Below are 17,003 nucleotides of genomic sequence, written 5' to 3' on the forward strand. Positions count from 1 at the left end.
ATTACCTCTATTAGCTCTTTTCTTAATCTTCTTCCTTTTTATTGGGAAGGACAAGATTTAACAATACACCAACGACACTGGCAAGGCCTATGCCCGAGAGTGAAAATCTGCCCCAACTCATTACAGCACCCCCAATTCCTATTGTCAGAATAACTGAAACGATTACCTGATTCCTTGTCTTGTTCATATCTGTTTTGGAATCAATAAGAGATTTGATACCCACACTGGCAATCATACCAAACAACAGCACCATAATACCACCTAATACTGATTGTGGTATTGTTTTAAGAAAACCACTGATTTTACCTATCACAGAAAATACTATTCCTGTTACTGCGGCTATCTGCAACACTCTTGGATTTGTCACTTTAGTAAGGCTGATAGCTCCTGTTACTTCCGAATATGTTGTATTGGGCGGTCCGCCGAAGAACCCTGCAAAAGCCGTTGCAATACCATCACCCAGTAAAGTCCGGTTCAAACCGGGTTTTTCCACGAAATTCTTACCTGCAACATTGCTAATGGTGTACATATCTCCAATATGCTCGATAATAGGAGCTATGGCAACAGGTAGCATAAACAGGATTGCATGCCAGCTGAATTCAGGCTTTGTAAATTCAGGCAGCTGAAACCAGGACGCTGTTGAAAGTGCAGAAAAATCTACCTCTCCCAAAAAAACAGCAACAAGATAGCCAACAATAATACCAACAAATACAGGGATAAGCTTTAGTACGCCTTTGGCAAATGTTACTACAGCAATTGCAGATAATAGTGAAACTACAGCAAGAACCCAGTTTGTTTTGGCCATGTCCACACCGGCTGAAGCAAGAGACAGACCGATAACCATTATGACAGGACCGACAACAATTGGTGGAAACAATCGCTCCACAAACTTAATCCCCCGCCACTTAATCAGCAGGGACACAATACCATAAACTAAACCAACTGCAATAAGACCCGACAATGCTCCGGGTAATCCGTAAAGTTCTGTTGCTTTCAATATCGGCGCAATAAACGCGAAGCTACTCCCCAAAAACACCGGAACCATTCCTTTGGTAATCAGGTGAAAGATTAATGTACCAGCACCGGCCGTGAATAAGGCAACTGCCGGATCGATACCTACTAAGAGAGGGACAAGCACAGTAGCCCCAAACGCAACAAATAAAAATTGTACACCCACAATGGTCATCTTAGCGGGTGAAAGATTAGTGATTTGATTATTTTCCATCCTTAAAAGTTATTTTTCAAAGGCCTAATATAATCATATAAAGGTCTATTAACATTTATTAAAGGATGTAATTATTAACCAGTTTTTTACATTATTCAGATAAGATGATAATGTACTGCTACAATCTAAAACTCAGCTGTTTTTGGCGCGCGTGGGAACGGTATAACATCGCGAATATTACCCATGCCTGTAACGAACAACATGAGTCGCTCAAATCCCAGGCCAAAACCACTGTGAACTGCCGAACCATATCTGCGGGTATCAAGGTACCACCATAATTCTTTTACAGACATATTCAGTTCGTTAATTCGCTCATGTAATTTTTCAAGGTTTTCTTCTCTTTGTGAACCGCCAACAATTTCTCCGATTCCCGGGAACAGAATATCCATGGCACGAACTGTTTTGCCATCGTCGTTCTGTTTCATATAAAATGCCTTGATATCTTTTGGATAATCAGTCAAAATTACCGGTTTCTTAAAATGCTTTTCTACAAGGTAACGTTCGTGTTCACTCTGTAAATCAGTTCCAAAACCATTAACAGGATAATTAAACTGGCCCTTTTTCTGTGGCTTGGAATTCATCAGGATATCAATGGCTTCAGAATATGTTAAACGTTCAAAATCATTAGCCAGTACAAATTCGAGCTTTTCAATCAGTTCAATGCTACGCTCGTTCTGCGGTTTGTTTTTTTCTTCATCCAGCTGGCGGTTACTCAGGAACTCCAGATCTTCACGGCAATTATCCAGCGCATATTTTAACAGGTATTTCAAAAATTCTTCGGCCAGATCCATATTATCATGAATGTCATAGAATGCCATCTCTGGTTCTATCATCCAGAACTCAGACAAGTGGCGCGAAGTATTAGAGTTTTCAGCTCTGAATGTTGGGCCGAATGTATAAATTTCCCCCATTGCCATGGCGGCAAGCTCGCCTTCAAGCTGACCAGAAACAGTCAGACTTGTTTCACGCCCAAAAAAGTCCTTTTTCCAGTCTATATCACCTTCTTCGTTTAATGGAACATTTTTAGGATCAAATGTACTTACGCGAAACATTTCACCAGCTCCTTCCGCATCGGAAGCAGTTATAATAGGTGTATGCACGTTTACAAAACCTTTTTCAGTAAAGAAATTATGTACTGCAAAAATCATGGCATGACGCACACGGGTAATAGCACCAAAGGTATTTGTCCTGAACCTTAAATGTGCTATTTCGCGCAAAAACTCAAGAGAGTGCTTTTTGGGTTGTAGCGGGTATTTATCCGGATCAGCTCCACCTAAAACTTCCAGTTCGTTTGCCAGCAACTCCACCTTTTGACCACTACCCTGCGATTCGGTAACGGTTCCGTTTATAGAAACAGCTGCACCGGTAGTAACCTTTTTTAATACCTCTTCGGAAAAATTGGCAACATCCACAACCACCTGTAAATTATTAATGGAAGAACCATCATTCAGGGCAATAAAATTAACCTGTTTATTACCTCTTTTGGTTCTTACCCAACCTTTTACATTTACTTCTCCTCCTAACGTATCAAATTTAAGCAGATCTTTAATTTTTGTGCGTCTCATCTTCTCTGTTTTCCGAAATTAGTTCTTAATTTATAGTGCTAAAAATGAAGCCACAAAGATAGTAAAATGAACCAAAAAAATACAGTCTGGTTTATTATTTTAGGCTCTTGCTTCACTTTGCTAAACGATTCACGAATAACACTAATTAAAAGGCACCAAAATGAAACAAATTCTTGAATTTCTGTCAGATCTGAAACAAAATAACAACAGGGAATGGTTTAACGGCAACCGTAAAAGATATGACGAGGCTAAAAAAACCTTTATTGCATTTACTGAACTTCTTATAAATGAGTTGAGAACAATTGATCCGGAGATTCCGCTACTGGATCCCAAATCATGTGTATTCAGAATTTTCAGAGATGTCAGATTCAGTGCTGATAAATCGCCCTATAAAACCAATTTTGGGACCTATATGTCCCCGGGAGGAAGAAAAAGCATCTATGCAGGCTACTATTTTCATATGGAACCTGATAATTGTTTTATAGGTGGTGGATGTTACATGCCGCAGGCACCGGAGCTGAAAGCAATCCGGGAAGCCATTTATCAATCACCGGAGGATTACCTGGATATCACGAATAATAAAGCTTTTAAAGATATGTTTGGTGAAGTTTGGGGTGACGAACTAAAGACTGCGCCTAAAGGTTTCGACAAGGAATGGGAACATATTGATCTGATCCGGAAAAAATCGTACGTCGGAATGCGTCAGCTTGATCCTGCAATTCTTGAAAGCCCTGATTTACTCGACGAATGCAGAAAAACTTATACCACACTTTATCCGTTGAACCGATTTCTTAACGATGTACTAAAGTCCTGACCTACTCTTTATCAAGCTTTTTAGCGTCCTCTTTTTGTTTCAGGTAATTATATATTTCAACCTGAGAACGGATTGCCTGGCCACTACGCTTGATGCGTTTATTTAGCATGTCATCGCCAATTAAACGGGCTTTAACATTGTCATTAAGCTCAATATTCAAAAGATCGATAAGTTCTTTTTTGATTTTTTTGTTGGTAACAGGAAAAACGCATTCGATACGTCGGTAAAGGTTACGCCGCATCCAGTCTGCCGAACCGGTATATACAATTTCCTTCCCGTTATTTCCGAACACAAACACACGATCGTGCTCAAGAAACCTGTCTATGATCCGGATCAACCTTATATTTTTACTGTACTTCTGATTCGGAACCAAAATACAAATTCCACGAACTATGATATCTATCTTTACACCATGCTCGCTGGCCCTGTACAGCATATCCACCATCGCCGGGTCTTCCAGGCCGTTCATCTTAAGACAGATATAACCCTCTCCACCGTTTTTCACATGCTCAATCTCCTGGTCTATCAGCTCAGAGAAACGTTCTACCATATTAAAATTTGGAACCAGAATATGTTTAAAATGTGGTCTTAACCGCTGATCTTCCAAATATATAAACATCGATTTCAGCTCATCAATTATTTTCTTCTCCGATGTAAAGAATCCATGATCGCAATATAGACGGGCCGTTCTTTCATTAAAATTCCCTGTGGCCATGTACGCAACACTTTGATCGGTCCCGTCACTTTTCTGTCGGATAACCAGTGCAACCTTTGCATGAACCTTTAAGCCAGGAATGCTGTAAATAATTTTTATTCCGGCCTGTTTCATATCCCGGGCATGCCGAAGGTTCGCCTCCTCATCAAAACGTGCCTTAAGCTCAACAAAAACAGTTACTTTTTTGCCGTTTTCTGCTGCAGTTATCAACGCATCAACCACCGCTGAATTGGCAGCAACACGGTATTGCGTGGCCTTTATCTCAGACACATTCGGATCATTCGCGGCTTCCTGCAGATAACGGATAAAATAGTTATACGTTTGATATGGAAAATGCAGCATGTATTCTTTTTTAGTGAACTCATTAATCAGTGAATCCACATCATCAAGCTCCTTCACCCTTAGAGGAATAATTTTTTCATTTTCCAGACGTGGAGCCATCGGGTTAGGAAAATTAAAAAAGTCCCTGAAATTGTGAATGGCGCCCCCTTTGACCAGATCTCTGTCTTCCAGATTAAAAGTTGCCTTCAGAAATTCAATCATTCCTGCCGGCATTTTATAATCAAACTGAAACCTGTTTGGATGTCCCAGTTCCCGTGCACTGCCAATGCGTTCAATTACATCAATCAGGTCCTCTCCAACATAATCGTCATATTCCAGATCTGCATCGCGTGTAACCTTAATATTATACCAGTCGCTAACCGTATAACCAGGGAAAATGGACTTTATATTACGCATAACCAGATCTTCCAGGAACATGATGTAGTAATTCCCCTTTTCCTCCGGCAATTCAATGAACCGGGCCACATCATGATCTGTTGGAATCTTAACAATGCCATAAACCGCACGTTGTAACCATGTAGGAATACCTGTTCTGTAAAATTTAATACATACATATACCTGACCGGTCTTCAGAAAAGGTTTAACCCGGCGTTTTTTAAGCAAAACAGGCTGTAATGACGGGAGAACGTTACTAACAAAAACCTGTTTGCAAAAGGCCTGTTGTGACTTATTGAGTTTATCTTTTCTTCTAAGCAGAAAAATTCTGTTGTTGCGAAGTTCCGGAAGAATTTCATTATTGAAAATCTCGCTAAACTCAGCCTGATGCTGACTAACAAGTCCGTTTATTTCATCGATTAATTTTATTGGTTGTACCCGCTGAAATTTATCATCATCTTCGGGCAATTCCCTTATCAGATTTCTGTAATAGCTTAACCTTACACGATAAAACTCCTCCAGATTATTGGAATAGATCGCAAGGAATTTTATCCGCTCATACAAAGGCAAAGATTTATCCCTGGCTTCATTCAGAACCCTGTGATTAAAATGCAACCAACTCAGATCCCTGTTAAAATAGCTGTAACTTGTTTCCATATACATCAGGATAAAACTTTCTGCGGTTAATTAATACATCCGATATCCAAATATAAAAATTTATGACGGTATAACCGGGATTTTACCGCTTTTACTTAAACCAATTACCAATAAATCAAATTCGGTTGAATATTATATAACTTCAATTTTTCATGCTTACAATTTTACATTAAATTTGCGGCTTAAATAAATAAGTCAATAATGGATAAGTTAAAACGTCAGGTAGCTGAGAAGCTCCTCGAAATTAAAGCGATCAAATTACAGCCCACCAACCCGTTTATCTGGGCATCCGGGTGGGAATCCCCAATATACTGTGACAACAGAAAAACATTGTCATATCCTGATATAAGAAACTACATAAAAATACAGCTGGCACGCCTGATACTTGAAAAATATCATCATGTAGATGCGATCGCAGGTGTTGCTACCGGAGCTATTGCTCAGGGCGCAATGGTTGCTGAAGAACTGGGACTGCCTTTTGTTTATATCCGTTCATCAAGAAAGGATCACGGCCTTGAAAACCTGATTGAAGGGGATCTTAAACCAGGCATGAAAGTAGTTGTTATTGAAGATCTTATTTCTACAGGAGGCAGTAGTCTGGCTGCTGTAAAAGCTGTGGAAAATGATAATTGCGAAGTAGTTGGCATGATGGCCATATTCACTTATGGTTTTCAGGTTGCCGTTGAGGCATTTAAAGAAGCCGGTGTGGAGCTGACTACCTTAAGTGATTATGACACATTGATAGAGGTAGCTTTAGCAACAAAATATATTTCGAAAAACAATATTAACACCTTGAAGGAATGGCGTAAAGATCCTTCAAACTGGAACCCGGCCTAACCAACATGGTAAAATTCGAAAGTGAAATTAAAACAATATCAGCACCCCAAGAACAAGCCTTCGGGGTGCTTTCTGATTTAACCAACATAAAAAAACATCTTGACCGGTTGCCTGAAGATCAGGTTCAGCTTGACCATATTGAAGAGGATGCCGTATTTTTTAAAGTTGAAAACGCAGGTGTACTTGGACTAAGGATTATAGATAAAGAACCATTTAAAACCATCAAGTTTGAATCAGTTTCCTCCCCTATCACATTTAATCTCTGGATTCAGCTTAAAGAAGTAAAAGAGAACGACACCAAAGTAAAGCTTACCCTGAAAGCAGAAATGAGTGCCGTTGTAAAAATGATGATCGGCAAGCATATAAAAACATTTCTTGACAGATTAGCGGATGCCATCGCTACGTATGATTTCAGTGCATAGGTTCAGATTTGGATAACCTGTGTACTTTACATCCAAATCACGACGGTTTTATTCAAGCCCTAAACCTGCGAATAATCATTACTTTACGATGATAAATTTCATATTTTACACTCAAGCTCTTTTGTTATTTTGATTTGAAATTTACTAAAACACAGAAGAAATGATTGTAGGTGTTCCAAAAGAAATAAAAACGAATGAGAACAGGGTTGCCCTTACGCCGGGTGGAGTTTTGGATCTTGTGAAAGCAGGACATACTGTCTATGTACAGACATCTGCAGGAGAAGGCAGTGGGTTTATGGACAGCGATTACCAGGAAGCCGGAGCCAATTTACTTCCGACTATTGAAGAAGTATATGGTATTGCCGACATGATCATAAAGGTAAAAGAACCAATAGCCCTGGAGTACCCTTTAATAAAAGAAAACCAGTTACTATTTACATATTTCCATTTTGCATCGAGCGAAGAACTCACCCGGGCAATGATCGAAAGAAAGGCTATATGTCTTGCTTACGAAACCGTGGAAACTAAAGATCGTAAACTCCCCTTACTCATTCCAATGTCTGAAGTAGCAGGTAGAATGGCTACGCAGGAAGGAGCTAAATACATGGAAAAAACCTTTAACGGCAGAGGACTGCTGCTTGGTGGTGTTCCTGGAGTTCCACCTGCCAGAGTACTTGTAATTGGTGGCGGTGTGGTTGGGACACAGGCGGCAAAAATGGCAGCAGGACTGGGGGCTGACGTGACCATTATGGATGTTAGTCTGGATCGTCTGAGATATCTGGCCGATGTTATGCCTGCCAACGTTAAAACTGTTGCTGCCAATGCTATCCGTGTTCGCGATGCGGTAAAAGTTAATGACTTAATTATTGGAGCCGTGCTGATTCCTGGTGCGAAAGCACCACGGCTTATCACAAAAGATATGCTGAAAGAAATGCGACCTGGCACAGTAATGGTGGATGTAGCAGTGGATCAGGGTGGATGTTTTGAAACCACAAAGCCAACCACACACGAAAATCCGGTATTTGTTATTGATGATGTGGTTCATTATTGTGTAGCCAATATGCCGGGAGCAGTTCCTGTAACTTCAACGATGGCGCTTACCAATGCTACCTTGCCTTATGCTTTGCAGCTGGCAAACAAAGGCTGGATAGAAGCCTGCAAAGAGAATTCGGAACTTAAAAAAGGATTAAACATTGTAAAGGGAGATATTGTATACCAGGGAGTTTCTGAGGCTTTTAATCTTCCCCTCAAGTCCACTGATGAAATTTTAGGATGACTCTAATATTGTTCTGATCTATTTATACAAAAAGGTTGAACCGGATTAAAGGTTCAGCCTTTTTTATTATACTCCCGGGCTTTCACATCAATTTCATCTTCTGTAAGTATATAAGACGATACCGAAACACCACGTATTCCCATCTTCTCAAGCCTTTCAATATCTTCCGGCAAAATACCTCCAAAAACCCATAAAGGGATGTTCATATTATTATCTTTCAGCATTCCCAAGATTGTTTCAAGTCTGTCGAATCCAATTTCACGTTTATCCGAAACTGATTTAACGGGACCCAGCATCATGAAATCGACACCCTCTATCATGAAATTAACTGCGTCTTCAAAGTTCCCGGCCATGCCACCAATCCTTTTTTCTGTCCCTATTTTTGAACGTACCAACTCAGGCGGCAAATCATTCCTCTTCAATATTATTCCATCAGCATTTATAAGTTTTGCCAGTTCAAAATTACTTTGCACATAAAGAGAAGCATTCAACATGTTAGTCGCCCATCGGCACTTCCATGCCTCAAGCTCAATATGTTCTTCCGAAAAGTCCGGTTCAACAAAGCAGAATGAATTAAACACAGCACCTTCAAGCTCCTCAATCTGTTCAGAAGGCATCAGAAAACTGTGTTGTCCTGTTGCGAACATGTATTCCATGCGACATTGTTTTTCACAAAAATACAACCCATTTAAAATAAAAAAGCCCCTTCCGGGGCTTTTTATCGATTATTATTTATTATTAATTAAAACCTGAATCCTACCGTCATCATGACATTGTTTGAGTTGTATGTTGTCATAGCCGTAGGCTGTGAATTATCAAGAATAAAAAGACTGGATTCAACATTCTGACTTTTAAGAACATATGCAAAGTCAATAAAGAAGTCATTGTCCCTGTAGCCAAATCCTGCAGAGAACTGATTCAGTGCACCAGGTTTGTTAAAGGAATAATCATTAGCTTTAGTATTGAATGGCGACGAATAATGAGCAAGCCCTCCTCTCACGCTGAAGTTTGGTGATGCTTTTAACTCTATACCTGCCCTGAGCGAAGAACCGGTACTCATTACATCCGATATCATTTGATTCGTTGCTAAAAACGTCCCGGTGCTTGAACCTCTTTCATTGATTGTCATACCATTGTAACTGGAGATTCCATAATCCAGACTGAATACACCAAATTTACCGAAGACATACGCCATTGATAATTCCATATTCAAAGGGGAGGAATAAACCGCATATTTATATTGCAAATCACCTGAAGACTGTACATCCGGCCTAACATCGTTTGAGCCTTGCGGATAAAGAATATCCGGATCCAGGGAATACGAATAATTATCCTCCAGCAAATAATAAGTTGGTGTATGAATAGAAAGGCCTAAACGAAGTGCATCAACCGGCTTTACGATGATCCCTAACTTTGCATTAAAACCGTAACCCGTGGTAGTTAAATAATCATTGCTGACATATCCGCCATTATCGTAGAAAATATAACTCTGTGTTGTCTCGTCCCATTGAGAATATGAACCGCCAGGAGTTACTCCAAATAATTCTTTATACATCAATTCTTTTCTGTAATACACATCTCTCACTCCCAGTGAAGCTCCAATATAAATTTTGTGGTCCAGATTCAAAGCCATGGCAAACGTCCATTCATCAAGTTTACCCTTTTCAAAAATACTTTGTGTCTGATCTACTTTCGTATCACTTAAGAGTATTGGCTCATATACTGTCTGATTAGTGTTATCAGTATATTTATCGACTAACCATCCCTGATAGGCCAAATAGCTAGGCCATAATGAGTTATCCTCGCCATAATCTGCGAGATCCTGAGCATAGTATTTTAACTGGCTCACATCTGAATTGTTCCCCTGAGTATAAGTCACACGGTGAAAGTCCTTCAACCTGTTATAACCTATACCAAAATTAACTGAAAGAACACCCTGATCTTTTAATGTTGGAGTGGCAAACACCAATCCCAGATTACTAAAATTCAGCCCTACCTTTTTATCCTGTGAAACTGTTCCGAGATAATCAGAACTGGATGAATTAAGATATAGATTAGGTGTAAATGTAAACTCTCCTCCCCGATATACTCCCAGCCCGGCCGGGTTTATAGAAATAGATGAGAAATCAGCTCCCAGAGCGCCGAACGCACCACCCATAGCTGCCGATCTAGCCGTACTTCCATACGTAACTGATGATAAATTGTATGCATCGTTCAGGGTCTGAGCTATGCCTGTTGCAGACATAATGACTGCAATACTTGCTACTATTAATTTTTTCATGATCGATTACTTTAATGCGTGAATAATTTATCGTCTTGAAGAAGAACTGCTTCTACCTGAAGATCCACCTGAAGATGATCTGGATGAGGAAGAGGATCCTGATGACCTGCTTCCTGAATAGGAACTTCCGGAAGAACTACTTCCCGAGGATCTGTAGCTACCAGAAGAAGAACTACCTGAATAGCTTGGGGTATAACTTCTTGATGAAGACGACCTGTAACCTGAAGAGCTGCTCTTTGACGAAGGGCTATAACTCCGTACACTTCCTGACGAACTACTACTTGATTTGTAAGTAGTGGAAGGTCTTGAGTAAGAAGATCCTGACCTTGAGGTTGTATTATATGTAGATCGCGAACTACTGGTCTGCGGTTTACTGTATGTAGGCCTGTAAGTTCTTACAGTTGCATTATTATTAGCAGCTGCCGACCTTGTAGTTGTTGTCACCCTTGCATTTGAGGATCTGGTGCTGGTAGTAGCAGGTCGTGTCGTCACTGCACTTCTGGTAGTTGTTGAAGAACTTCTTACTGTTGGTGTAACATTTCTTGCAGCAGTACCCGATGTTCTTGCAGATGAACTTGTTGTTGTTCGGCCTGAACCGGTAGTTATAGTCGGACGCGTATTCACTGTTTTAGCAGTTGTTGAAGTTGACCTGGCTGACGAAGCCCTTCCTGAAGAACTTACGCGAGCATTAATATCAGATCTGGTAGCCGTATTTGCTGTACGTGATTCAACAATCCTGTCACTTGTTCTGCTTGAACTGCTTATGGTTCTGCCTGAAGTAACTGCTGAAGAACCTGCGGTTGTTCTTACCGGAGTTCTGCCGTAACCTGACCGTCTTGGCTCATAACGTTTGTCTTTTGAGGCATAGTAATGATCATTATACCAGTGATGATGTCCATAATACCCTCCGTAACCATACCAGCTTCCGTAATAATACGGATTGTAGTATCCTCCGTAATATCCTCCATAATGCCATGGGCTGTAATATCCCCAGGAATAATATGGACTGTAATAACCACCGTATCCCCAATTCCAGGGACTATAATAACCATAATTCCAGTAATTATATCCGTAAGGGCTGTATCCGTAATAGTAATTGTTATATATCGGATTTGTCCATGTTGGAGTTACCCATGCATAATTACCGTCCATGTAGACATTCCAGTTAAATGGATCAAGGAAATAAATATCGGAATAATACGGATCCCATGTAGCTATGGCTGCCCGTGGACCATGAAATTGGTGTATTCTCTGGGCATAGTAATAATCTGACCTGTTTCCGTTAAACCCATTCAGATAATATCCGGTTTCGTCATTGTAATATACGATGGTATCAATATCTGTGATGTTATCATCATTGATAATGTTCATGTAATCATTTTCTACCCGGGCGAAATCAACACCTTCGGTAGCCCGCTCATACTCATCAATCGTTTTTGCTTTTTGAGCTGTCATTTGATTGTATTCTTTTCGTTCCTCTTTCATCTGCTCTTTGCTTGCAGCAGGAGCATCGGAAAGTTTTGCACTAATTGCCGGAGTATTGTCGGAAGGGGTATAATATATATCGTCATAATAACCAGATGACATATAACCAACTCCGCAAGAAGAAAGCAACATTAAAAGTGCGCCGTATAAAAAAGTCCTGGTTTTCATAGTAACCTCCATTAATTTTTATAAACTTAAGCAATTAGTGTGCCATAAACTGTTAAAATGCATGGCATAACTAAATAATGTAATAACGGTAAGTTCATTTCCCAAATTGAATCCTAAATTATAGATATGCTTTGTTAAATCAAAATGACATTAATTAAACTTCACAAAAAAGGCTGACCCTGCAGGATCAGCCTTGTATATAGAAAATCTATAATCTGTTATTCTACGATTGATTTGAATTCAGGATCTTCGAAGTATTCCGCAAAAGTCAGTTCTGTTACAGCCATTTTTTTCAAAGCTTCATTCTTTTCAACACCTGCTTTCAGCGATGACATTACAAGCGTTTTATCATTAGTTTTTGCACCAACGATTGCTTTCAGATAATCTGTCATACAAATTGGATTTTCAACTGAATTCAGTGTTGCTAAAGCACCTTTATAGTCTTCAGTTAAAATTTTTGCTAAAGCAGCATTGTTTGTTGCACTGTTACCAAGGTTTTTAACAGCAGCAGCATAGTTACCTTCATGTATGTTTACCAAACCAAGGTTATAAGTCAACTCATCTCCTGCGCCGGCAGCTTTACCAAAATATTCTTTGGCTTTAGCAACATCACCGTTAACCAATGCGATAGCACCTAAGTTGTTCTGTACTTCCGGAGAAGTAGCATCAGCCTCAGCAGCTTTAGAGAACGCTTTTTCTGCTTCATCAAATTTCATAGTTTCGAATAATACACAACCCATATCGTTGTAACCTCTCCAGTCTTTAGGATATACAGAAGTTACTTTTTTGTAGATATCAAGTTTTTTAGCATTGTCATCAGTTAAAGTGGCCGCGTAAAGCAGTTCTTCCACATTAAGTTCTGAAGGATTACTTGCTGCAAGCTCAGCAATTTCTTCATCAGATTTACCGATAACATTTACGTTAACTGTAAACCTGGAACGACGAAGTTGTGGAAGAATATCTTCAGCAAGTTCTTTATAGGCAGCAGAAAGATTTTTAATTTCCTTCTCTCTTACTTCAGGATCAGAATACATAGAAAGAACACGCAGGATAAGATCTTTATCATCTACACTTGAAGCTTCAAGCAATTCTTTGAATCCTTCCCAGTCTTCAGGCGTAAATTTAGAATCAATGAAACCGTCTTTGCTTGCATCAACTTTATCGCGTTTTAGAACACCTTTAATATACTTATCAGCATTCGATTCGCGTCTTTCGGCTAATCTCTTATTCAGATCTTCCGGACCGTCAGGAGAAGCGTATGAAGAAACATCAACACCGGCAAATTCTTTATTTTCAGCAGCCTGAGCTTCTTTAATAAACTCCTTCAATGCCTTAATATCTTCGTCTCTTAACTGAGAATTTCTGATATTGGCCTGCTGGATGATATAATGAATATCTGCTTTTGCCATATCCGGAATTACCCTCTGGAAAGCATCTTCACCTAAAGCAGGTTCAGCCTGTCTGTCATTTACAAGCGTTTCAATGGCATTAACACCGTCAGCAACCTTATATGCAGGTGTAGTGTATTCTTTTGAACCGATAGTAATTTTTGCTTTTACCTGTAATTCTGACAATCTCATTTCTTTCTGAAAATCAAAACTTACCGGAATAGCAATACCACCACCATTTGCATAACTTATTGAAGTATTGTTATCTTCAACTTTTTCTCCCTGCACGGTAACAGATTTACCTTCAACCTCGCCACCGCCGTACGATAGTACCGGGATTAACTCAACAACAGCTTTTTTCGGAATAAACTTAGCCGGGAATGTAAGGTTGATCTGGGCATTAATTTTGCCGGCTTTTACTACAAGGGGTGACGGATTAACATCCGATTTTACATCTGTAAGGTCCTGAGGTGGTTTTGAACAACTCGCTAAAACCATTATTACAGCTAAAAGTGCAGAATAAAGATTAATTCTTTTTTTCATTGTGATTATTTATTTACGTTATCAATATCAAATAGCAATTTCTTAACGCTAGTTCGCACAAAAATAAAAAATATTTTAAAATAAACCCATTTAAACGCATTGTTTTAGCTGACTTTAGCTAAGAGAATCACTTTTTAATTCTTTAATTGTTACTCCGTTACTATAGGTTATTCCAAACATCAATTCTACTAATGTATTAAAATTATTTTTATTTTCAACAAAATCAAACTCAGATACGTCAATATACAATACAGGGAAATCAACTTTATCCAGATGTTTTTTGTACGCTTCGCTTATGCTAGACAAGTATTCCTTCGAAATCCCTGACTCATAGGAACGCCCTCTTTTACGAATATTTTCCAGTAAGACCTCTGGTCTGGAATAAAGATAGACAAAAAGATCCGGCCTTTTCAGTTCAAACCTGGCTATATCAAAAAGCTTCTCAAATAAATTCAACTCTTCATCTTTAAGCGTCACACTGGCAAATATCAATGATTTGGTAAAGTAATAATCTGCTATGGTAAGTTGTTTTTTTTGACGCACCTGATCTGCAATATTCCGGATCTGATTATAACGGTCAGCCATAAACGATAATTCCAGTTGAAACGCGTAGCGGTCAGGATTTTCATAAAAAAGTGGCAAAAACGGATTTTCGGCGAACCGTTCCAATAACAGTTCACCTCCAAACCTTTCTTTTAGTAAATTAGCCAGCGTGGTTTTACCCACGCCTATATTTCCTTCTATGACCAGAAAATCAGGTATTATCATTTGTATATTGGTGTAACATCCATATTGTAAAAAGCAAAAGACCACAAATCGGCATATTCCTGAATCACCATATCTGTTGGTTTTCCGGCTCCATGTCCGGCTTTGGTATCAATCCGAATTAATGCCGGATTTTTATCAGACACTTTATCCTGCAGTGTGGCTGCAAATTTAAAAGAATGAGCCGGAACCACGCGGTCGTCATGATCTGCGGTAGTGACAAGAACAGCAGGATAATCAACACCCTCCTTTACATTATGAACCGGACTGTAGCTGTAGAGATAATTAAACATCTCCTGGCTGTCTTCGCTTGTTCCATAATCCGTTGCCCAAAACCGCCCGATAGTGAATTTATGGTAACGGAGCATATCCATCACACCAACTGCCGGTAAAGCAACGGCAAAAAGGTCAGGCCTTTGGTTAATACAGGCACCTATCAACAGACCACCATTAGAACCACCCTGGATTGTCAGTTTTTCCTTTGAGGTATACCCATCTTTTATCAGGTATTCTGCTGCCGCAATAAAATCATCAAATACATTCTGTTTATGCATCAGCGTTCCGGCTTCATGCCATTTCTCACCATATTCTCCGCCGCCACGCAAATCAGAAATCGCCACAACACCATTATTTTCGAGCCATATCAACCGGGTCACACTAAAAACAGGTGTCAGACTGACATTAAATCCACCATAACCGTACAGCAGTGTAGGATGGTTACCGTCAAGTTTTATCCCCTTTTTATATGTAATAAACATCGGAATCTTTGTGCCGTCTTTTGAAGTGTAAAACACCTGTTTGGTTTCATAATCATCTGAATCAAATTTAATTTTTGATTCTCTGAATTTAGTCAGGTCATCATTCGCAATATCATACTTATATACGGTTGAGGGCGTTGTAAACGACGTGAAAGTAAAGTATGTTTCGGTATCTTTCGGTTCACCCGTAAAACCACCGACAGAACCCACCGGTAAATCCAGCATCTTCTCCACTTTTCCATCTGAATTGCAAACAGCTACCTGAGATTTGGCATCTTCCATATATTCCAGCATCAGTTTACCTCCAATATACTTCACGGCTGTCAACACATTATCATTTTCAGGCACAATATCTTTCCAGTTTTCCTTTTGCGGTTTTTTCAGATCAATCTGTATCAACTGATATTTGGGTGCCTGGTAGTTGGTATAAACCCAAAGTTTTTGATCTGCGGCATAAATGACTACGTAGTCGTTATCAAATCCGGGAATGATCTTCTCTACAGCTCTTTCACCTGGATCCATAACATATAATGCGTTCCCTGTTGTGGATTCTGTTACCGATATAATAACGACTTTCTTATCGTCTGAAATGCCGGCACCAAACATCCAGTCGGGGTGCTCCGGATCTTCATACCATACCACATCCTGTGACTGAGGAGTTCCCAGCTTATGATAATATATTTTACTATCCTTGTTTTCCCCCTTTAGCTGCTCCCCTTTTTTAGGTTCAGGATACCTGGAATATAAAAATCCGTCTTTATACCACGAGATGCCTGAAAATTTAACCCATTGAATATGATCCGGCAAATCTTTCCCTGTTGCTATATCCCTCACATAAATTTCATTCCAGTCCGAACCGCCTGACGCAGTCAGATATGCGATATATTTATAATCATCAGAAACTTCAGTACCGGCCAGCGCTACAGTTCCATCGTCGCTTAAAGTATTCGGGTCAATCAATATTCTGCCCGAATCCGTAGGTGAATCCATGATGTAAAGGACACTCTGATTCTGCAACCCGTTATTCCGCGATTCCAGGTAAAAACTGCCATGTTTTGAAGGAGCCGAACTTTTAGGATAGTCCCAAAGTTCTTTTAAACGATTAAAAATTTTATCTCTGAACGGGATCTGGCTCAGATAGTCATTCGTTACCTTATTTTCTGCTTTAACCCATTCTTTGGTGGCATCGGACTGGTCATCCTCAAGCCACCGAAACGGATCGGCTACCTCCGTTCCAAAATAATTATCAACCACATCTCCCTTTTTCGTTTCGGGATATTCAATTTTTTTATGCTGAGCATTACAAGCCATAAATAAAGGAATTAAGAGTACGTAAGTGAGTTTTTGCATGACTTTAAATTTGTGTTTTAACAAATATAACAGTAAT

General features: G+C 39.6%; 13 protein-coding genes. 4 read left to right on the forward strand and 9 right to left on the reverse strand.

Annotated elements, in window-relative coordinates; all coding sequences use genetic code 11:
* Positions 1 to 22: 22 nt before the first annotated feature.
* Together ACE1ET_RS17055 and asnS are read right to left on the reverse strand one after the other, a co-directional pair.
* On the reverse strand, positions 23 to 1,225 hold the full coding sequence (locus ACE1ET_RS17055; RefSeq protein ID WP_375729635.1) for a uracil-xanthine permease family protein: 1,203 nt from the start codon (positions 1,223 to 1,225) through the stop codon (positions 23 to 25).
* 125 nt (positions 1,226 to 1,350) lie between these two features.
* Positions 1,351 to 2,790 carry an asparagine--tRNA ligase gene (gene asnS / locus ACE1ET_RS17060; protein WP_375729636.1) on the reverse strand — a complete coding sequence of 480 codons (1,440 nt, stop codon included), beginning with the start codon at positions 2,788 to 2,790 and terminating at the stop codon, positions 1,351 to 1,353.
* 160 nt (positions 2,791 to 2,950) lie between these two features.
* Between asnS and ACE1ET_RS17065 the strand changes: the two genes are divergently transcribed.
* The gene (locus tag ACE1ET_RS17065; RefSeq protein WP_375729637.1) at positions 2,951 to 3,604 is read left to right on the forward strand and encodes a DUF2461 domain-containing protein; all 654 of its coding nucleotides are present in this window, start codon (positions 2,951 to 2,953) and stop codon (positions 3,602 to 3,604) included.
* A 1-nt stretch (position 3,605) separates the two neighbouring features.
* Here the strand turns inward: ACE1ET_RS17065 and ppk1 are convergent, their stop codons facing one another.
* Complete coding sequence (gene ppk1 / locus ACE1ET_RS17070; protein ID WP_375729638.1) at positions 3,606 to 5,693, reverse strand: polyphosphate kinase 1; 2,088 nt, start codon at positions 5,691 to 5,693, stop codon at positions 3,606 to 3,608.
* Between the two features lie 201 nt (positions 5,694 to 5,894).
* On the opposite strand from ppk1, the gene pyrE reads away from it, so the two are divergent.
* From pyrE to ald, 3 genes are all read left to right on the forward strand, one after another.
* On the forward strand, positions 5,895 to 6,530 hold the full coding sequence (pyrE, locus tag ACE1ET_RS17075) for an orotate phosphoribosyltransferase (RefSeq protein ID WP_375729639.1): 636 nt from the start codon (positions 5,895 to 5,897) through the stop codon (positions 6,528 to 6,530).
* Positions 6,531 to 6,535: 5 nt separating this feature from the next.
* A complete protein-coding gene (locus tag ACE1ET_RS17080; RefSeq protein ID WP_375729640.1) occupies positions 6,536 to 6,952 on the forward strand; it encodes an SRPBCC family protein in 417 nt (138 codons plus the stop codon).
* A 160-nt stretch (positions 6,953 to 7,112) separates the two neighbouring features.
* Positions 7,113 to 8,228, forward strand: a complete 1,116-nt coding sequence (gene ald, locus ACE1ET_RS17085) for an alanine dehydrogenase (RefSeq protein WP_375729641.1) — start codon at positions 7,113 to 7,115, stop codon at positions 8,226 to 8,228.
* Between the two features lie 53 nt (positions 8,229 to 8,281).
* Here ald and ACE1ET_RS17090 read toward each other — a convergent pair whose 3' ends face one another.
* The 6 genes from ACE1ET_RS17090 to ACE1ET_RS17115 all read right to left on the reverse strand — a co-directional run bounded on the left by ACE1ET_RS17090 (position 8,282) and on the right by ACE1ET_RS17115 (position 16,966).
* The gene (locus tag ACE1ET_RS17090) at positions 8,282 to 8,884 is read right to left on the reverse strand and encodes a thiamine phosphate synthase (RefSeq protein WP_375729642.1); all 603 of its coding nucleotides are present in this window, start codon (positions 8,882 to 8,884) and stop codon (positions 8,282 to 8,284) included.
* Between the two features lie 86 nt (positions 8,885 to 8,970).
* Positions 8,971 to 10,509, reverse strand: a complete 1,539-nt coding sequence (locus ACE1ET_RS17095) for a hypothetical protein (RefSeq protein WP_375729643.1) — start codon at positions 10,507 to 10,509, stop codon at positions 8,971 to 8,973.
* A gap of 27 nt (positions 10,510 to 10,536) precedes the next feature.
* Positions 10,537 to 12,162: a hypothetical protein gene (locus tag ACE1ET_RS17100; RefSeq protein WP_375729644.1), complete on the reverse strand. Its 1,626-nt coding sequence runs from the start codon at positions 12,160 to 12,162 to the stop codon at positions 10,537 to 10,539.
* Positions 12,163 to 12,380: 218 nt separating this feature from the next.
* Positions 12,381 to 14,093, reverse strand: a complete 1,713-nt coding sequence (locus tag ACE1ET_RS17105; RefSeq protein ID WP_375729645.1) for a tetratricopeptide repeat protein — start codon at positions 14,091 to 14,093, stop codon at positions 12,381 to 12,383.
* Positions 14,094 to 14,207: 114 nt separating this feature from the next.
* Entirely contained in the window at positions 14,208 to 14,861 is a 654-nt protein-coding gene (locus tag ACE1ET_RS17110; protein WP_375729646.1) for a deoxynucleoside kinase, read from the reverse strand.
* Entirely contained in the window at positions 14,858 to 16,966 is a 2,109-nt protein-coding gene (locus ACE1ET_RS17115; RefSeq protein ID WP_375729647.1) for a prolyl oligopeptidase family serine peptidase, read from the reverse strand. The genes ACE1ET_RS17110 and ACE1ET_RS17115 overlap by 4 nt, the downstream gene beginning before the upstream one ends.
* Positions 16,967 to 17,003 lie beyond the last annotated feature (37 nt).

Source organism: Quyinboa mangrovi, from assembly GCF_042219825.1.
Classification (GTDB): Bacteria; Bacteroidota; Bacteroidia; order Bacteroidales; family UBA5342; genus JBHJHP01.